The sequence below is a fragment of the Streptomyces sp. ME19-01-6 genome, from assembly GCF_033793745.1.
In the GTDB taxonomy this organism is placed as follows: Bacteria; Actinomycetota; Actinomycetes; order Streptomycetales; family Streptomycetaceae; genus Streptomyces.
The window spans coordinates 496,193-514,148 of the sequence record NZ_JARAXF010000004.1; the positions used below are offsets into that span (position 1 = coordinate 496,193).

Here is a 17,956-nt window from a genome sequence, read left to right on the forward strand (position 1 = left end):
CACCGTGCCCTCGTACCGCTCGAGCCCCTCCTGCAGCGCCTCCGCGCTCTCCAGGTCCAGATTGTCCGTCGGCTCGTCCAGCAGCAGCGCGGTGGCCCCCGCGAGCTCCAGCAGCAGGATCTGGAAGCGGGCCTGCTGCCCGCCCGACAGCTTGTCGAAGCGCTGGTCGCCCTGGCGCTCCAGTTCATACCGGCGCAGCGCGCTCATCGCGCCGCCCCGGTCCTTGGCGTGCTCGGTCCACAGGATGTCGACGAGGGGGCGCCCGTCCAGCTCGGGGTGCGCGTGGGTCTGCGCGAAGTGCCCGGGCACCACCCGCGCCCCCAGCTTCCACGCGCCCGTATGCGCGACCCCGTCCCCCGCCAGCAGCCGCAGGAAGTGCGACTTCCCCGACCCGTTGCTGCCGAGCACGGCCATCCGCTCCCCGTAGAAGACCTCCAGGTCGAACGGTTTCATCAGCCCGGTGAGCTCCAGCCCCTGGCAGGTCACCGCGCGCACCCCGGTCCGGCCGCCCTTCAGCCGCATCCGGATGTCCTGCTCGCGCGGCGGCTCCTGCGGCGGGCCCGCCTCCTCGAACTTCCGCAGCCGGGTCTTCGCGGCCTGGTAGCGGCTGGCCATGTCCGAGTTGTACGCCGCCTTCTGCTTGAAGGTGAGCATCAGCTGCCGGAGCTTGGCATGCTCCTCGTCCCAGCGCCGCCGCAGCTCCTCGAAGCGGGCGAAGCGCTCCTTACGGGCCTGGTGGTACGTGCCGAAGCCGCCGCCGTGCACCCAGACGTCGCTGCCCGCCGGGCCCGGCTCCACGCTGATGATCTTCTCGGCGGAGCGCGCCAGCAGCTCCCGGTCGTGGGAGACGAACAGCACCGTTTTCTTCGTCTCCCGCAGCCGCTCCTCCAGCCACCGCTTGCCGGGGACGTCCAGATAGTTGTCCGGCTCGTCCAGCAGCAGCACCTCGTCGGCGCCGCGCAGCAGCGACTCCAGCACCAGCCGCTTCTGCTCGCCGCCCGACAGAGTCCGCACCTGGCGCCACTGCGCCCGCTCGTACGGGACGCCGAGCGCGGCCATGGCGCACATGTCCCAGACCGTCTCGGCCTCGTACCCCCCGGCCTCGGCCCAGTCGCTGAGCGCCTGCGCGTAACTCATCTGCGCGGGCTCGTCGTCCCGCGTCATGATCGCGTACTCGGCCGCGTCCACCGCCTCGGCGGCCTTCCTGATCCCCGGCCGCGCGACCGACACCAGCAGATCCCGTACCGTCCGCTCGTCCCGCACGGACCCCACGAACTGCGGCATCACCCCGAGCCCGCCGCTGACCGTCACCGATCCGCCGTGCGGCTGCAACGCCCCCGCGATCAGTCTCAGCAGCGTGGTCTTCCCCGCGCCGTTGGCCCCCACCAGCGCGACCGCGGCGCCCTCACCGACCCGGAACGACACATCCCCGAGCAGCACCCGCCCGTCCGGCAGGTAGTACTCGAGATGACCCGCCTCCACATGACCCATGACCCGGATTGTGACCTCCGGACGGGTACCGGACCAACCGGTTTACCACCTGCGCGGATTAAAATGCCGGGCATGAGCTTTGGGCAAGGGGGGCCGTATGGGCCCGGGGGAGGCTACGGGCCCGGGGGTTCTCAGCCGCCGACGCCGGACTGGGCGGCGCTCGCCGACGACAGCGCCAGGCGCGGCCGCCGCCGCAAGCTGCTCTTCATCGGCGGCGGTGTGCTCGCGACGGCCGCCATCGGGGCGATCGTCGCCACGGCCGTGATCAGCAGCGGCGACAAGGGCAAGTCCTCCCACAAGTCGGACAAGTCCGCCAGTCAGCTGCCCTCGCCCCAGGACCTGCCCAGCGAGTCCCCCACCCCCGAGCCCACCTTCTCCGACGTGGCCCCGCCGGCCCCGCCGAAGCCCCTGGACATCATCTCCAGCGCGAAGCGGGACACGGCGCCCATCAGCACCGGCACGCTCTTCCCCAAGAAGGCCGTCGGGAACGGCCACGAGTACACCAAGGCCGCGACCGCCGCCACGAAGAGCTGCGCGACGGCGGCCCAGGGCGGCCTCGCCTCCGTCCTCACCAACAACGGCTGCCGCCAGCTGTTCCGCGCGACCTACTCCAAGGACGGCGTCGCGGTCACCGTCGGCATCGCCGTCTTCGACACCAAGGCGGCGGCGGAGCGGGCCAAGCAGCAGGCGGCGCCCAATGTGGCGTCCCTCTCCGGCGGCGGCGTGCCCGTCTTCTGCCGCCAGGCGGACTGCCAGGCCTCCACCAACGCCATCGGCCGCTACGCCTACTTCACCATCGCCGGCTACACCTCCGGCGCGGACGTGACCACTGGCGACACCAAGGCGGTGGGGGCGGGACGCGACATCGCGGACTACGCCTTCCGCCGCATCCTGGAGCGCGGCAACCAGCAGGCGTCGGCGGCGGCGACGGCCACCGGCTAAAGGCCCCACACCCTGACAGCCGTCTCACCGCCCGCCCGTACCCCGCTTCCGCGGCCGGGCCGGGCGGGCGGTGGTTGCCTCAAGCCTTCAGCGCCTTCTCCAACTTGGTGATCTGCGCCGAGACCACGGCGTCCGGGAGGACGGGCTTGGCGGGGTTCATGAGGTCGACACCGAAGAGCACGGACACGTGCGCACCGGAGCGCACGACCGTGAACTTCACCGTGCCGCCGTCCTTCTTGTCCGCGTCCGTGATGGTGAAGGCCAGCGCCTCGTCGCCGAGCTTCGGCGCGGTCAGCGACTCCACCTTCGCGACGTCCGCCTTCGTGCCGGTCCCGTCGGTAGCGGCGAACCCGCCGGCACAGGCCTCGATGGCACCCTTCAGGTCCTTCAAGGTCTGCTCGGCGCCGGAGTCCGCGTACGAGGACAACCGGATCATGCCCGTGCCGCCCGACGGCGCCTTGTCCTCGGTCCCCAGCGCGCCGGCAGAGGCGAACGTGACGTACGCCGAAGCCTTCGGCGCCGGGGCCGTCTTGGCGCCCATCAGCTGCGCCACCGGCTGGCATTCGGCCTTCGCGGCCTTCGCCTCCCCGCCGTCCGTGAACTCCTTCTCCGTCATCTTCTCGATCTCGAAGCCCTTGACGTCGGCCTTAGCGAGCACGGCCTTCTCCAGCGCGGCCTTCGAGAGCGGCGCGGCCTGCTTGTCGGCCCCCGGCGTCTTCTCGACCGTCTGCTCAGCCGACTTGCCGGACTTCTTGTCCTCGTCGGAGTCACCGCCACACGCGGTCACCAACCCCAGCGCCGCCACGGCCGTGACCGCCAACACGACGCGCGACACAGACTTACTCACTTTTTGATCCACCCTTTGTTGACTCTCCCGCGATCGCGGTTGGGGTCATCAAACATCGGGTCGCGCCGGATCGAACAGAGGTTTCCGTGACGATCCGATATCGCCGAAAAGGTTGCACAACGCCGGATCACGAGATCGCAACGGCCCGGCGGCGACGCCTCGGCGTGTCGCCGTCTCATCCCCACCACAAACCGCCGCGCGTCAGACCTCAGACAGCCAAGCCCCACCAAAGGTTGCATCACGCGGACCAGATGTGGGCCATCTCATATCACCACACGCATAAGCAACCTTTCCCGCGCCCAACGGTCTTAACGACCGATCAACCCTTACCGAACCCATACCAGCCCCATGCCGACCTCATGTGGGCCTATTTCAGAGTGGTTTGTGAGTTGAGCGCATTACGGAGAGCCGAAGGGGAGGCAGCGGCGCGACGGTACGCACCGGCCGCGCGTACATCACCATGAAGATCTCATTCCTGCTGCACAACGCGTACGGAATAGGCGGCACCATCCGCACGACCTTCAACATGGCCGGCGCACTCGCCGCCCGCCACACGGTCGAGATCGTCACCGTCATGCGGACCCACGACGCGCCCAGCCTCCCCCTCCACCCCGCCGTCCGGATCACACCGCTGATCGACCGGCGCCCGGACGAGAAGGCGAGCGACGCGGACAACCCCCTTCTCCACCAGCCCACCTCGCACATCCCCGCCGCCGAGGCGAAGGGCACCACGAACTTCAACGCGCTGACCGACCAGCGCATCGCCGCGTACCTCGCGGACACCGACGCGGATGTGGTCATCGCGACCCGCCCCGGTCTGGTGATCTACCTCGCCGAGTTCGGGCAGCGCCGCTATCTGCGGATCGGGCAGGAGCACCGGATCTACGGCACGCACCAGGCAGAGCTCCGCGCCGCCTGCGACGCCGCCATCGCCGGCCTGGACGCTTACACCACCGTCTCGGAGGCCGACGCCGGGACGCACCGCGCCCATCTGCCCGACGTGGCCACCCGTATCGTCGGGCTGCCCAACGGGGTCCCCGCCACGGAGGTCGAGCCCTCCGACGGCTCGGCGAAGCTGGTCGTGGCGGCCGGGCGGCTCATCCCCGTCAAGCGGTACGACCTGCTGGTGGAGGCCTGGGAGACGGTCGCCGCCAAGCACCCCGACTGGCATCTGCGCCTCTACGGCCGAGGCCCCCAACAGCCCATACTCCGCCGCCGGATCGACGAACTCGGCCTGGCCGACCACATCACGCTCATGGGCGCCCACTCCCCCATCGAGGCCGAGTGGGCCAAGGGCTCGATCGCCGCCGTCACCTCGCGCGAGGAGTCGTTCGGCATGACGATCGTGGAGGCCATGCACTGCGGTGTGCCCGTCGTCGCCACCGACTGCCCCCACGGGCCCGGCGAGATCATCACGCACGGCCAGGACGGCCTCCTCGTACCGGTCGGCGACAGCGACGCCATCGCCAAGGGGCTGCTGAGCCTGATCGAGGACGACGAGCTGCGCCGCTCGATGGGCGCGGCGGCGCGCACGGCGGCGCAGCGGTACGCGCCGGAGCACGTGGCCAAGGCGTACGAGCAGCTGTTCACGGAGCTGTACGAGGCACGCGGCGCGGCCGCCCCCGCCACCCGGCGCGGACGCGGCCCGCTGCTGGGGCTCCGCACCCCCTTGGCGATGGCGCCCCTGAAGACCACCCTCAAGGGCGCGGTCAAGCAGCTGATCCGCAAACCCCTGCGCCCCACCGCCTCCTGCCGCGTCACCCCGGACGGCAACCTGACCGTCCTGATCGACCGTACGGACGTGCGCGGCTCCGACCTCGCACTCACCCTCACCCGCCGCGACGACTGCGACGGCCAGGGAGCCGCCCCCGTCACCCTGCCCCTGCGGCCCCCCGCCACCGACGACGCCCCCTGGACCGCGCTGCTCGACCGCCGCGCCCTCACCCTCTCCGAGGGCCGCTGGGACCTGCACGTCATACGACCCGCCGACGGCGCCCGCCGCCGGGTGCACTGCCGCTTCGCGGAAGGGCGCGGCCTGCTCGGCCTGGAGCCGCTGCCCGACGCCCCCTTCTCCTGGTGGATCCCGTACCGCACCACGGGCGGCCATCTGACCCTGCGCACCTGGCACCGCCGGGCCCACGCCGAGGCCCGGACGCTCCACGCCGACGCCGAGGCGATCAACGTGGCGGGCACCCTGCACGGCACCACCTTCCCGGCGAACGCGACCCCCACCATCTGGGCCATCCCCCGCGGCGGCCCGTCCCGCCCCTTCACCACCCCCGTCACGGCCCTCGGCCCGGCCGAGTTCCGCTTCGCCATCCCCTACGACCGGATCCGCGAGACCCACGCGGCGTCAGCCAAGGCGCCGGTGTGGGACCTGACGTTACGTCTGGCCCCGAACACGGACGCCCCGGACACCGGAGCTCCGCTCCGCGTCGGCCGGATCATCGGCGACATCGTCGAACGCAACAGAACGGACCTCTACCCGGCCACCGACGGGATCCGCCCCTACCTCACCAAGGCCAACAATCTGGCCGTCACCGTCCCCCAGTAGCGCTCAGCAGCACCCCGCCCCCGCCGCCGGGCCCACCAGCGGCAGCGTCCGCTTGTTGCGTGCCTCGCGGTTGCGGGCGGCGAGTTGGTCGTCGGCGGGGTAGCCGACCTCTTCGAGGGTCAGGCCGTGGGGGCGGACGACGTGGACCGCGGAGTCGCGGACCCCGGCGGCCAGGACCTTGGCGGGCCAGTCGGTCGGGCGGTGGCCGTCGCCGACGAAGAGGAGGGCGCCGACCAGGGAGCGGACCATGTTGTGGCAGAAGGCGTCAGCTCGGACGGTCGCCGTGATGATGCCGTCGGGGCCGCGCTCCCAGCTGAGGTGCTGGAGGGTGCGGATGGTGGTGGCGCCGTCGCGCTTCTTGCAGTACGCCGCGAAGTCGTGCTCGCCGAGCAGCTGCTGCGCGGCCTCGTTCATGGCGTCCACGTCCAACGGCCAGTCGTGCCACAGCACATGGCCGCGCAGCAGCGGGTCGACGCCGCCGGGGTGGTCGACGACGCGGTAGGCGTAGCGGCGCCAGATGGCGGCGAAGCGGGCGTTGAAGCCGGGCGGGGCCTCGGTGACGGACCAGACGCGTATGTCGTGCGGGAGCCGGCCGGCCAGGCGGCGCAGCAGCTTCTCGCGGTGCTCGGCCCAGATGGGCTCCGGGAGGTCGACGTGGGCGACCTGGCCGCGCGCGTGGACGCCGGCGTCGGTGCGGCCCGCGACCGTCAGCTGCACCAGGTCCTGCATGCGCATGACGACCTGCAGGGCGCTCTCCAGCTCGCCCTGCACGGTGCGCACCGTGTCCCGGCCGCGCTGCTTGGCCCAGCCTGAGAAGTCCGTGCCGTCGTACGACAGGTCCAGCCGGACGCGTACGTAGCCTTCGGGCGCCTCGTCCGTCACCCGCGGTTCCTCCATCGATCTCGCTGAATCTCGTCTCCATAGGGAACGGGCCCGCCCCCAAGTCGCTGGGGCGGGCCCGTCACCTCAAAGCCGTCAGAACGCTCAGGCGTCCTTGGACTCTTCCGCCGGGGCCTCGGCCTCGGCAGCCTCGGCCGGAGCCTCGGCAGCCTCGTCCTTCTTCAGGCCCTCGATCGCCTGGTCGCCGGCAGCGTCCTTCGCGGTGCGCTTGGTGGCGGCCTCGGCCTCGCCGACGGCCTCCTGCTGCACGGTCAGCGCCTCGACCAGCTCGATGATCGCCATCGGGGCGTTGTCGCCACGACGGTTGCCGATCTTCGTGATGCGGGTGTAGCCGCCCGGCCGGTTCTCGTAGCGCGGACCGATCTCCGTGAAGAGGGTGTGCACCACGCTCTTGTCGCGGATGGTCTGCAGCACCAGACGGCGGTTGTGAAGGTCGCCCTTCTTCGCCTTGGTGATCAGCTTCTCCGCGACCGGGCGCAGGCGGCGGGCCTTCGCCTCGGTGGTCTTGATCCGGCCGTGCTCGAACAGCGAGGTGGCCAGGTTCGCCAACATGAGCCGCTCGTGCGCAGCGCTGCCGCCCAGACGGGCGCCCTTGGTGGGCCTCGGCATGTGTTTCTCCTTCGGTCTGCACCGGCCGTATGAGGTACCGGTGTCAGTCACCGACGGGCGAGTGCCCGCCGGAAGTTTCAGGCAGAACCGAGGGCCCCGAACTCAGAGCTCGGGGCCCCGTGGCTCAGTACTGCTCGGTCTCGACGAAACCGGCGTCCGCGTCGTCGTCCGCGCCGAACGCGTCCGCGGCCGCGGTCGGGTCGAATCCGGGCGGGCTGTCCTTGAGCGCCAGGCCCATACCGGCCAGCTTGGCCTTGACCTCGTCGATCGACTTGGCGCCGAAGTTGCGGATGTCGAGCAGGTCCGCCTCGGACCGCGCCACGAGCTCACCCACGGAGTGGATGCCCTCGCGCTTGAGGCAGTTGTACGAACGGACGGTGAGCTCGAGCTCCTCGATCGGCAGCGCCAGATCGGCGGCCAGGGCGGCGTCCGTCGGGGACGGGCCCATGTCGATGCCCTCGGCGTCCACGTTCAGCTCGCGGGCCAGGCCGAACAGCTCGACCAGGGTCTTGCCGGCCGAGGCCATGGCGTCACGCGGGCGCATGGCCTGCTTGGTCTCGACGTCGACGATCAGCTTGTCGAAGTCGGTGCGCTGCTCGACACGGGTCGCCTCGACCTTGTAGGTGACCTTGAGCACCGGCGAGTAGATGGAGTCGACCGGGATCCGGCCGATCTCCTGGCCGACCTGCTTGTTCTGGACGGCGGAGACATAGCCGCGACCGCGCTCGACGGTCAGCTCCATCTCCAGCTTGCCCTTGCTGTTCAGCGCGGCCAGGACCAGGTCGGGGTTGTGCACCTCGACACCGGCCGGCGGGGCGATGTCGGCGGCGGTGACCAGGCCGGGGCCCTGCTTGCGCAGGTACATCACGACCGGCTCGTCGTGCTCGGAGGAGACGACCAGCTGCTTGATGTTGAGGATGAGGTCGGTGACGTCCTCCTTGACGCCCGGCACGGTGGTGAACTCGTGCAGGACCCCGTCGATCCGGATGCTGGTGACAGCCGCACCGGGGATCGAGGAGAGGAGCGTACGACGCAGGGAGTTGCCGAGGGTGTAGCCGAAGCCCGGCTCCAGCGGCTCGATCACGAACCGGGAGCGGAATTCGTCGACGACCTCTTCGGTCAACGAAGGACGCTGAGCGATCAGCATGGTGTTTGATCCTTCAGTCGTGGGCGCCCGCTATATGACGCCCTCTGTACTGACGATGGTACGGGCGGCACGGGCCAAACGGCTCGTACCGCCCGTAGCCGGAGCTACTACGTCCAGTAGTACTACGGGGAGTACTTACTTCGAGTAGAGCTCGACGATCAGCTGCTCCTGCACCTGGGTGTCGATCACCTGGCGCTCGGGCAGCGAGTGGACGAGGATCCGCAGCTGCGACGGAATGGCCTCCAGCCACGCCGGCACGGTGCGCTCGCCGGCCTCGGCCTGAGCCACCTGGAAGGGGGTCAGAGTCCGGGACTTCGGGCGGACCTCGATGATGTCGTTCACGGCGACGCGGGCCGACGGGATGTCGGTCTTGCGGCCGTTCACATTGATGTGCCCGTGGCGGACCAGCTGCCGGGCGTGGTCGCGGGACTTGGCGAAGCCGGCCCGGTAGACCACGTTGTCCAGCCGCGACTCGAGGATGCGAAGCAGGTTCTCACCGGTCTTGCCGGACTTCTGGTTCGCCTCCGCGTAGTAACCACGGAACTGCTTCTCAAGGACACCGTAGATGCGGGTGGCCTTCTGCTTCTCACGGAGCTGCAGAAGGTACTCGCTGTCCTTGGTGCGCCCGCGACCGTGCTCACCCGGGGGGTAAGGACGGATCTCGATCGGGCACTTCGCGCTCTCGCACTTGCTCCCCTTGAGGAAGAGCTTCTGCTTCTCCCGACGGCATCGCTTGCAGTCGGCCCCGGTGTAACGCGCCATTTTGTAGTTTGTCTCCTACTTCAGCTGGTCAGACGCGCCGACGCTTGGGCGGGCGGCATCCGTTGTGCGGAGTCGGAGTGACGTCCTGGATCGAACCCACCTCCAGGCCGGTGGCCTGGAGCGAGCGGATCGCGGTCTCACGGCCGGAGCCCGGACCCTTGACGAACACGTCGACCTTGCGCATGCCGTGTTCCTGCGCGCGGCGGGCGGCCGACTCGGCGGCCATCTGCGCGGCGAACGGAGTGGACTTGCGCGAGCCCTTGAAGCCGACGTGGCCGGCCGAGGCCCAAGAGATCACGTTCCCGGTCGGGTCGGTGATCGAGACGATGGTGTTGTTGAACGTGCTCTTGATGTGAGCGTGCCCGTGGGCGACGTTCTTCTTCTCCTTGCGGCGCACCTTCTTGGCGCCGGCCGTACGGCTCTTCGGAGGCATTCGGTGTATCTCCCGTGGAGGTGGTCGGTCCTACAGCCGGACCGCTTGATCAGCGTCCGGTGCGGACTACTTCTTGCCCGGCTTCTTCTTACCGGCGATGGCGCGACGCGGGCCCTTGCGGGTGCGGGCGTTGGTGCTGGTGCGCTGGCCGTGGACCGGCAGGCCGCGGCGGTGACGCAGACCCTGGTAGCAGCCGATCTCGACCTTGCGGCGGATGTCGGCCTGGATCTCGCGACGGAGGTCACCCTCGGTCTTGATGTTGTTGTCCACGTACTCGCGGATCTTGACCAGGTCCTCCTCGGCCAGGTCGCGAACGCGGGTGTCCGGGTTCACGCCGGTGGTGGCGAGGGTCTGCTGGGCAAGGGTGCGGCCGATGCCGAAGACATAGGTGAGGGCGACCTCGACGCGCTTGTCGCGCGGGAGGTCAACGCCTGCGAGGCGTGCCATGAATCTGGCTCCAGATGGTTGTCGGAGGTCTTCCGCAGCATCACTCCCGGCCGCCGCGCGGCGGCCGCCGGGTCCCCGGCCTCCGACCGGGGGTGTCGTCCCCGCGAAGGCGGGAACGGATGACTGCGTATGTACGTATGTGTATGCGTCGCGCGAAGTACTGCGAGGTGCAGGTCGTGCGGTCAGGCGTGCGTCAGCCCTGGCGCTGCTTGTGGCGCAGGTTGTCGCAGATGACCATGACCCGACCGTGGCGGCGGATCACCTTGCACTTGTCGCAGATCTTCTTGACGCTCGGCTTGACCTTCATGGGTGTGAGGTTCTCCGGGTCGTGAGATCTACTTGTAGCGGTAGACGATCCGTCCGCGCGTCAGGTCGTACGGAGACAGCTCCACGACGACCCGGTCATCGGGCAGGATGCGGATGTAGTGCATACGCATCTTGCCGCTGATGTGCGCGAGGACCTTGTGACCGTTCTGGAGCTCCACCTTGAACATCGCGTTCGGGAGAGACTCGATCACGGTGCCCTCGATTTCGATGGCGCCTTGCTTCTTGGCCATGTCCTGCTTTCGGGATCGGCTACCTTGATCGGTTCGCGACATGCCGAAGGACATGCGTGAGCCGACGTGTCAGTCTACGTCAGCGCATCGGGAAACACGAATCCGGGGCAGTATGCCCGAATACCGAGATCATTAAGCCGCTCGGGATCTTACGCCAGGGGGTCCGGGGCCGTCTGTACGCCGTACTCGGCGAGCTTGGCCGCTCCGCCGTCCACGGCGGTCAGCACCAGCGGGCCGTCCTCGGTCAGCGCGACGGTGTGCTCCCAGTGGCTGGACCAGGTGCCGTCGTCCGTCTTGACCGTCCAGTCGTCGGACAGCACGTGGGTCTTCGCGGTGCCCAGGCTCACCATGGGCTCGATCGCGATGCAGAACCCGGGCACCAGCCGAGGGCCCTTGCCGCGCTTCTTCGAGACGTAGTTCAGCAGGTGCGGGTCCATGTGCATCTGGCTGCCGATGCCGTGGCCGCCGTAGTCCTCGACGATCCCGTACTTGCCGGAGGCCGGGCGCGGCTGGCGCCGGATGTAGCCCTCGATGGCCTTGGAGATGTCGACCAGGCGGTTGCCCTTGCGGACCGCGGCGATGCCGGCCCACATGGACTCCTCGGTCACCCGGCTCAGCTCGTGCAGCTCGGGCGCGTGGCCCTCGCCCACGAAGGCGGTGAAGGCGGCGTCGCCGTGCCAGCCGTCCACGATCGCGCCCGCGTCGATGGAGATGATGTCGCCGTCCTTCAGGACGGTCTCGCGGTCCGGGATGCCGTGCACCACGACGTCGTTCACCGAGGTGCAGATGGTCGCGGGGAAGCCCCCGTAGCCGAGGAAGTTCGATTTGGCGCCGTGGTCGGCGATCACCTTGCGGGCGACGTCGTCCAGGTCCTTCGTCGACGCGCCGGGGACGGCCGCCTCACGTGTCGCCTGGTGGATGGCCGCGACGACCAGTCCCGCCTCACGCATCTTCGCGATCTGCTCGGGGGTCTTTATCTCCACCACTAGGACTGCCTTCCCGCGTTTCCGTCGCTGCTGTCGTTCACCATTGGCGACGCCGTCTGCTCAACAGTGTCTGCTCAACAGTACGGCCGCGACGCCCGAGGGGCACCGCGGCCGTTGGCCGGATCGACTCCAGACCGCCCTCAGGCCGCCTTGGCCGCCAGCGCGTCCATGGCCCGCCGAGTGACCTCGGGGACCTTGCCCAGCGCCGGGATCGTCACAACCTGGCCCTTGGCCTTGTAGTAGTCGATGATCGGCTCCGTCTCGCGGTGGTAGACCTCCAGCCGCTTGCGGACGGTCTCCTCGCTGTCGTCCTCGCGCTGGTACAGCTCACCGCCGCACTCGTCGCATACGCCTTCGGTCTTCGGCGGAGCGCCGGTGACGTGGAAGACATGGCTGCTGGCGTTGCGGCAGATGCGCCGCCCGGCGATGCGCCGGACGACCTCGTCCTCGGGGACCTCCAGGTCCAGCACCGCGTCCAGCGAGATCTGGTTCTCCCGGAGGAATGCGTCCAGCGCCTCGGCCTGCGCGAGATTGCGCGGGAAGCCGTCCAGCAGGAAGCCCTGCGCGGCGTCCGGCTGGCGCATCCGGTCTTCGGCCATGCCGATGGTGACCTCGTCCGGCACCAGCTGCCCGGCCCGCATGTACTCCTGCGCCTGTCGGCCGAGGGGCGTGCCCTGGCTGATGTTCGCGCGGAAGAGGTCGCCCGTGGAGATGTGCGGGATCGACAGGTTCTTGGCGAGGTACGCGGCCTGCGTACCCTTGCCAGCCCCAGGAGGCCCGACGAGGACGATTCGCATCAGCGGAGGAACCCTTCGTAATGTCGCTGCTGAAGCTGGCTCTCGATCTGCTTCACGGTCTCCAGGCCGACACCCACGATGATCAGGATGCTGGTCCCGCCGAACGGGAAGTTCTGATTGGCTTTGAGCGTCACCAGCGCCACCGTGGGCACCAGGGCGATCAGCCCCAGGTAGAGAGAGCCGGGCCACGTGATGCGGTTCAGCACGTAGCTCAGATACTCAGCTGTGGGACGACCTGCCCGGATGCCCGGAATGAACCCACCATACTTCTTCATGTTGTCGGCAACTTCTTCGGGGTTGAAGGAGATGGCCACATAGAAGAAAGCGAAGAAGACGATGAGCAGGAAGTAGGTGGCGATGTAGTACGGGTGATCGCCCCTGACGAAATTGGTCTCGATCCACTGGGCCCAGCCCGCTTTGGACCCGCTGAACTGAACGATCAGCGCGGGAATGTACAGCAGCGAGGACGCGAAGATGACGGGAATCACACCCGCCTGGTTGACCTTCATCGGAATGTAGGTCGAGGTTCCGCCGTACGAGCGACGGCCGATCATGCGCTTGGCGTACTGGACCGGGATGCGGCGCTGCGCCTGCTCGACGAAGACCACCAGGCCGACCATGACCAGACCACACGCGACGACCAGGCTGAACTCCAGCCAGCCGCCCATGATCTTGCCCTGCTGCTTGATCGCCCACATGGCGCTCGGGAAGCCGGCCGCGATGGAGACGAACATCAGGATGGACATGCCGTTGCCGATGCCGCGGTCGGTCACCAGCTCACCGAGCCACATGATGAGCGCCGTGCCCGCGGTCATCGTGATGACCATCACGACTGTGGTGAAGATCGCGTCGTCCTTGACGATCTGGTTGCCGACGTCGCATGCCTGGAACAGCTGGCCACTGCGGGCGGTGGCCACCAGGCCGGTGCCCTGCAGAATCGCGAGCGCCACGGTCAGGTAGCGGGTGTACTGTGTGATCTTCGCCTGACCCGACTGGCCCTCTTTTTTGAGGGCTTCGAGGCGCGGGATCACCACGGTCAGCAGCTGCAGGATGATGCTCGCCGTGATGTACGGCATGATCCCGAGCGCGAAGATGGTGATCTGCAGCAGCGCGCCGCCGCTGAACATGTTCACCAGGCCGAAGAGCCCCTGCTGACCCTTCGCCTGATCGATACAGGTCTGGACGTTCTTGTAGTCGATGCCCGGGATCGGGATATGTTGCCCGAGCCGGAACAACACGATGATGCCCAGCGTGAACAGCAGCTTCTTGCGCAGGTCGGGCGTCTTGAACGCCCGGGCGAACGCGGTGAGCACGGTGCCTCCTGCGCCCCCCGCGTCAGGCGCGAGAGGTGACGGTCTTGAGGATCGACGAATAAGTTACGGCGAGTACTTATAGGGCAAGGCCCGCGCGAGCACAGACCGCGCGGAAGGTAACAACGCACGCCACCTTACCGGCGACCTGGCCCCCCTTGGAACGACCAACCGGGGATGCCCCGTATCTGGGGCATCCCCGGCCAGGTGTGCCACCGTTCTCAGACGAGCTCGGTGACCGTGCCTCCAGCGGCGGTGATCTTCTCCTTGGCGGAGCCGGAGACGGCGTCGACCGTCACCTGGAGCGCCACGGAGACCTCGCCGGTGCCCAGCACCTTGACGAGCTGGTTCTTGCGCACCGCGCCCTTGGCGACCAGGTCGGCCACCGTGACCTCGCCACCCTGCGGGTAGAGCGCGGCCAGCTTGTCCAGGTTCACGACCTGGTACTCGGTGCGGAACGGGTTCTTGAAGCCCTTGAGCTTCGGGAGCCGCATGTGGAGGGGCATCTGCCCACCCTCGAAGCGCTCCGGAACCTGGTAGCGGGCCTTGGTGCCCTTGGTGCCACGACCAGCGGTCTTACCCTTGGACGCCTCACCACGACCGACACGGGTCTTGGCGGTCTTGGCGCCCGGGGCGGGCCGGAGGTTGTGGACCTTCAGCGGGTTGTTGCTGTCCGCCATGTCAGTCGACCTCCTCGACCGTCACGAGGTGCCGCACGGTCTGGGCCATGCCGCGGAACTCGGGGCGGTCCTCCTTGACAACCGTGTCGCCCAGCCGCTTCAGGCCGAGCGAGCGCAGGGTGTCGCGGTGGTTCTGCTTGCTGCCGATGTACGACTTCGTCTGCGTGATCTTCAGGCGGGCCATGCTCACGCACCCACCCCGGCACGCGCCCGCAGCAGAGCTGCGGGGGCGACGTCCTCGAGCGGCAGACCACGACGGGCGGCGATCTCCTCGGGGCGCTGAAGGCCCTGAAGAGCGGTCACCGTGGCGTGCACGATGTTGATCGGGTTCGACGAGCCGAGCGACTTGCTGAGCACGTCGTGGATGCCCGCGCACTCCAGCACGGCGCGCACCGGGCCACCGGCGATCACACCGGTACCGGGCGAAGCCGGCTTGAGCAGCACGACGCCCGCGGCCTTCTCGCCCTGAATCGGGTGCGGGATGGTGCCGGCGATCCGGGGGACCTTGAAGAAGTGCTTCTTGGCCTCCTCCACACCCTTGGCGATGGCGGCCGGCACCTCCTTGGCCTTGCCGTAACCGACACCCACGGTGCCGTCACCGTCGCCCACCACGACCAGCGCGGTGAAGCTGAAGCGACGACCACCCTTCACAACCTTGGCGACGCGGTTGATCGCGACAACGCGCTCGACGTAAGCGGTCTTCTCGGCAGCTGCGCCGCCGTCCCGCCGGTCCTTCCGGTCCCGCCGCTCGCCGCCACCGGCGCCGCCACCGCGGCGCTGGGGTCCAGCCATTGGAATTACCTCTCTCGTTTATGTCCGCTGTGCGTAGGGACCTGGGCTAGAACTTCAGCCCGGCCTCGCGGGCGGCGTCCGCCAGAGCGGCGATCCGCCCGGCGTACTGGTTGCCACCGCGGTCGAAGACGACGGCTTCGACACCCGCCGCCTTGGCCCGCTCGGCCACCAGGGCGCCGACCTGCTTGGCCTGCGCGCTCTTGTCACCCTCAGCGCCACGGATGGACGTGTCCAGCGTCGACGCCGAGGCCAGCGTGTGGCCCGCGATGTCGTCGATGACCTGCGCCACCATGTGACGGTTGGAGCGCGTCACGACGAGGCGGGGGCGCTCGGAGGTACCGGAGATCCGCTTGCGGACGCGGATGTGACGGCGCTTGACGGCAGCGGCCTTGCGGGCGTTGCCCTTGGCGATCTTCACACCGTATGCCATGGCTTACTTACCAGCCTTTCCGACCTTGCGGCGGATGACCTCGCCCGCGTACTTCACGCCCTTGGCCTTGTACGGGTCGGGCTTGCGCAGCTTGCGGATGTTCGCGGCGACCTCGCCGACCTTCTGCTTGTCGATGCCCTCGACGCTCAGCTTGGTCGGGGACTCCACCTTGAAGGAGATGCCCTCAGGGGCTTCAACCACGATCGGGTGGCTGTAGCCCAGGGCGAACTCCAGGTTGGAGCCCTTCGCCTGGACGCGGTAACCGACACCGCTGATTTCGAGCGCCTTGCTGTAGCCCTGGGTCACGCCGGTGATCATGTTCGCCACCAGCGTGCGGGACAGGCCGTGCAGGGCCTTGTTCTGACGCTCGTCGTTCGGGCGGATGACAACGAGCGTGTTGTCCTCACCCTTGGCGACCTCGATGGGCGCGGCGACGGTGTGCGAGAGAGAACCCTTGGGGCCCTTCACTGCGACCGTACGGCCATCGATGGTGACGTCCACACCAGCGGGAACCTGGATGGGCAGCCGTCCAATTCGCGACATGGCTCTTCCTCCGTTCCCTGGTTACCAGACGTAGGCGAGGACTTCCCCGCCCACACCCTTCTTGCCTGCCTGCTTGTCGGTGAGGAGCCCGTGTGACGTGGAGATGATCGCCACGCCCAGGCCGCCGAGCACCTTCGGCAGGTTGGTGGACTTTGCGTAGACCCGCAGACCCGGCTTCGAAATCCGCTTGATGCCGGCGATCGAGCGCTCGCGGTTGGGGCCGAACTTCAGCTCGAGGACGAGGCTCTTGCCGACCTCGGCGTCCTCGACCTTCCAGCCGGTGATGTAGCCCTCCTGCTGGAGGATCTCCGCGATGTGCGACTTGATCTTGCTGTGCGGCATCACGACGGAGTCGTGGTATGCCGAGTTCGCGTTTCGCAGACGGGTCAGCATGTCTGCGATCGGATCGGTCATGGTCATGATGGCCTTCGGCCTCTCTCGCCGGGGTTTCCTATCTGCGCCATCCCTCTCACCCACTCACTGGTGGGCACGGGTGCGGCGCGGGGACCTACGGCGTAGTAAGCGTCATACAGCGGGCTACGCCCGCGGACGATGTGGGCAGCGGGGGCCCAACCCCACAAGCTTACGGGATTGTGGGGCGGGCTCCCGCCATCCATTTGCTTACCGAGAGTCCTGGTTCATCCCGATTCGGGGATTACCAGGAGCTCTTGGTCACGCCCGGCAGCTCGCCACGGTGAGCCATCTCACGAAGGCACACGCGGCACAGGCCGAACTTGCGGTAGACGGAGTGGGGCCGGCCGCAGCGCTGGCAGCGGGTGTACCCGCGCACACCGAACTTCGGCTTACGGGCGGCCTTCGCGATCAGAGCCTTCTTCGCCACGGTCAGTTCTCCTTGAACGGGAAGCCGAGGAGACGAAGCAGGGCACGGCCTTCCTCGTCGTTGGACGCCGTGGTCACCACGGTGATGTCCATGCCCCGTACCCGGTCGATCTTGTCCTGGTCGATCTCGTGGAACATGACCTGCTCCGTGAGACCGAAGGTGTAGTTGCCCCGGCCGTCGAACTGCTTGGGCGACAGACCACGGAAGTCGCGGATGCGCGGCAGCGCGAGCGACAGCAGGCGGTCCAGGAACTCCCACATGCGGTCACCGCGGAGGGTGACGTGGGCACCGATCGGCTGGCCCTCGCGCAGCTTGAACTGCGCGATGGACTTACGGGCCTTGGTGACGGCCGGCTTCTGGCCGGTGATCGTGGCGAGGTCACGGATGGCGCCCTCGATCAGCTTGGAGTCGCGGGCGGCGTCGCCCACACCCATGTTGACCACGATCTTGGTGAGACCCGGGATCTGCATGACGTTCTCGTAGGAGAACTGGTCCTTCAGCTTGCCCTGGATCTCTTCGCGGTAGCGCAGCTTGAGGCGCGGTGCAGTGGTGGTGGCAGTCATCAGATGTCCTCACCGGTCCGCTTGGCAACGCGGATCTTGTTGCCCTCGTCGTCGAAGCGGTATCCGACGCGGGTGACGACCTTCTTACCGTCCTTCTCCACCACGAGCTGAACATTGCTCACGTGGATCGGGGCCTCGGTCGTCACGATGCCGCCGGTCTTCGAGCCACGAGCGGTCTGGCCGGCCTTGGTGTGCTTCTTGACCCGGTTGACACCCTCGACCAGGACGCGGTCCTCGCGGGGGTAGGCCTGGATGACCTTGCCCTGCTTGCCCTTGTCCTTGCCGGTGATGACCTGAACCAGGTCGCCCTTCTTGATCTTCATCG

24 protein-coding genes are annotated in these 17,956 nt (G+C 68.3%); 2 read left to right on the forward strand and 22 right to left on the reverse strand.

What is annotated here, in order from left to right; all coding sequences use genetic code 11:
- On the reverse strand, positions 1-1,491 hold a 1,491-nt coding region (locus tag PV419_RS12230; protein ID WP_319687996.1), incomplete at its 3' end, for an ATP-binding cassette domain-containing protein.
- Positions 1,492-1,563: 72 nt separating this feature from the next.
- Here PV419_RS12230 and PV419_RS12235 point away from each other — a divergent pair.
- Positions 1,564-2,433, forward strand: coding sequence for a hypothetical protein (locus tag PV419_RS12235; protein ID WP_319687997.1), 870 nt, complete (start codon positions 1,564-1,566; stop codon positions 2,431-2,433).
- Positions 2,434-2,512: 79 nt separating this feature from the next.
- Here the strand turns inward: PV419_RS12235 and PV419_RS12240 are convergent, their stop codons facing one another.
- Complete coding sequence (locus tag PV419_RS12240) at positions 2,513-3,280, reverse strand: hypothetical protein (protein ID WP_319687998.1); 768 nt, start codon at positions 3,278-3,280, stop codon at positions 2,513-2,515.
- 460 nt (positions 3,281-3,740) lie between these two features.
- Between PV419_RS12240 and PV419_RS12245 the strand changes: the two genes are divergently transcribed.
- A complete protein-coding gene (locus tag PV419_RS12245; protein ID WP_319687999.1) occupies positions 3,741-5,834 on the forward strand; it encodes a glycosyltransferase family 4 protein in 2,094 nt (697 codons plus the stop codon).
- A gap of 3 nt (positions 5,835-5,837) precedes the next feature.
- Here PV419_RS12245 and truA read toward each other — a convergent pair whose 3' ends face one another.
- The 20 genes from truA to rplX form a co-directional block, all read right to left on the reverse strand.
- Positions 5,838-6,731 (reverse strand): tRNA pseudouridine(38-40) synthase TruA, encoded by an 894-nt coding sequence (truA, locus tag PV419_RS12250; protein ID WP_415925290.1) that lies wholly within the window; start codon positions 6,729-6,731, stop codon positions 5,838-5,840.
- A gap of 87 nt (positions 6,732-6,818) precedes the next feature.
- A complete protein-coding gene (gene rplQ, locus PV419_RS12255) occupies positions 6,819-7,343 on the reverse strand; it encodes a 50S ribosomal protein L17 (protein ID WP_319688001.1) in 525 nt (174 codons plus the stop codon).
- A gap of 124 nt (positions 7,344-7,467) precedes the next feature.
- Complete coding sequence (locus tag PV419_RS12260; protein ID WP_319688002.1) at positions 7,468-8,490, reverse strand: DNA-directed RNA polymerase subunit alpha; 1,023 nt, start codon at positions 8,488-8,490, stop codon at positions 7,468-7,470.
- Between the two features lie 135 nt (positions 8,491-8,625).
- Positions 8,626-9,252, reverse strand: a complete 627-nt coding sequence (gene rpsD, locus PV419_RS12265) for a 30S ribosomal protein S4 (protein WP_319688003.1) — start codon at positions 9,250-9,252, stop codon at positions 8,626-8,628.
- 28 nt (positions 9,253-9,280) lie between these two features.
- Positions 9,281-9,685, reverse strand: coding sequence for a 30S ribosomal protein S11 (gene rpsK, locus PV419_RS12270; protein WP_009715860.1), 405 nt, complete (start codon positions 9,683-9,685; stop codon positions 9,281-9,283).
- 66 nt (positions 9,686-9,751) lie between these two features.
- Complete coding sequence (gene rpsM / locus PV419_RS12275) at positions 9,752-10,132, reverse strand: 30S ribosomal protein S13 (RefSeq protein WP_014178788.1); 381 nt, start codon at positions 10,130-10,132, stop codon at positions 9,752-9,754.
- Positions 10,133-10,325: 193 nt separating this feature from the next.
- On the reverse strand, positions 10,326-10,439 hold the full coding sequence (gene rpmJ / locus PV419_RS12280; RefSeq protein ID WP_003956441.1) for a 50S ribosomal protein L36: 114 nt from the start codon (positions 10,437-10,439) through the stop codon (positions 10,326-10,328).
- Positions 10,440-10,467: 28 nt separating this feature from the next.
- Positions 10,468-10,689: a translation initiation factor IF-1 gene (infA, locus tag PV419_RS12285; protein WP_003956442.1), complete on the reverse strand. Its 222-nt coding sequence runs from the start codon at positions 10,687-10,689 to the stop codon at positions 10,468-10,470.
- Positions 10,690-10,838: 149 nt separating this feature from the next.
- Complete coding sequence (gene map, locus PV419_RS12290) at positions 10,839-11,675, reverse strand: type I methionyl aminopeptidase (RefSeq protein WP_319688004.1); 837 nt, start codon at positions 11,673-11,675, stop codon at positions 10,839-10,841.
- 140 nt (positions 11,676-11,815) lie between these two features.
- Positions 11,816-12,472, reverse strand: coding sequence for an adenylate kinase (locus PV419_RS12295; protein WP_319688005.1), 657 nt, complete (start codon positions 12,470-12,472; stop codon positions 11,816-11,818).
- Positions 12,472-13,785 carry a preprotein translocase subunit SecY gene (gene secY, locus PV419_RS12300; RefSeq protein WP_319688006.1) on the reverse strand — a complete coding sequence of 438 codons (1,314 nt, stop codon included), beginning with the start codon at positions 13,783-13,785 and terminating at the stop codon, positions 12,472-12,474. The genes PV419_RS12295 and secY overlap by 1 nt, the downstream gene beginning before the upstream one ends.
- 218 nt (positions 13,786-14,003) lie before the next feature.
- Entirely contained in the window at positions 14,004-14,462 is a 459-nt protein-coding gene (gene rplO / locus PV419_RS12305; protein WP_089509687.1) for a 50S ribosomal protein L15, read from the reverse strand.
- Between the two features lies 1 nt (position 14,463).
- Positions 14,464-14,646 carry a 50S ribosomal protein L30 gene (gene rpmD, locus PV419_RS12310; RefSeq protein WP_311726665.1) on the reverse strand — a complete coding sequence of 61 codons (183 nt, stop codon included), beginning with the start codon at positions 14,644-14,646 and terminating at the stop codon, positions 14,464-14,466.
- Positions 14,647-14,648: 2 nt separating this feature from the next.
- Entirely contained in the window at positions 14,649-15,254 is a 606-nt protein-coding gene (gene rpsE, locus PV419_RS12315) for a 30S ribosomal protein S5 (protein ID WP_311726664.1), read from the reverse strand.
- A gap of 46 nt (positions 15,255-15,300) precedes the next feature.
- Positions 15,301-15,684, reverse strand: coding sequence for a 50S ribosomal protein L18 (gene rplR, locus PV419_RS12320; protein ID WP_319688007.1), 384 nt, complete (start codon positions 15,682-15,684; stop codon positions 15,301-15,303).
- 3 nt (positions 15,685-15,687) lie between these two features.
- On the reverse strand, positions 15,688-16,227 hold the full coding sequence (rplF, locus tag PV419_RS12325) for a 50S ribosomal protein L6 (RefSeq protein ID WP_089509689.1): 540 nt from the start codon (positions 16,225-16,227) through the stop codon (positions 15,688-15,690).
- A gap of 21 nt (positions 16,228-16,248) precedes the next feature.
- On the reverse strand, positions 16,249-16,647 hold the full coding sequence (rpsH, locus tag PV419_RS12330; protein ID WP_089509690.1) for a 30S ribosomal protein S8: 399 nt from the start codon (positions 16,645-16,647) through the stop codon (positions 16,249-16,251).
- Between the two features lie 235 nt (positions 16,648-16,882).
- Positions 16,883-17,068: a type Z 30S ribosomal protein S14 gene (locus PV419_RS12335; protein WP_003948630.1), complete on the reverse strand. Its 186-nt coding sequence runs from the start codon at positions 17,066-17,068 to the stop codon at positions 16,883-16,885.
- 2 nt (positions 17,069-17,070) lie between these two features.
- On the reverse strand, positions 17,071-17,631 hold the full coding sequence (gene rplE, locus PV419_RS12340; protein ID WP_311726661.1) for a 50S ribosomal protein L5: 561 nt from the start codon (positions 17,629-17,631) through the stop codon (positions 17,071-17,073).
- Positions 17,631-17,954: a 50S ribosomal protein L24 gene (rplX, locus tag PV419_RS12345; protein WP_319688008.1), complete on the reverse strand. Its 324-nt coding sequence runs from the start codon at positions 17,952-17,954 to the stop codon at positions 17,631-17,633. Before rplX ends, rplE begins: the two co-directional genes overlap by 1 nt.
- Between the last annotated feature and the right edge of the window lie 2 nt (positions 17,955-17,956).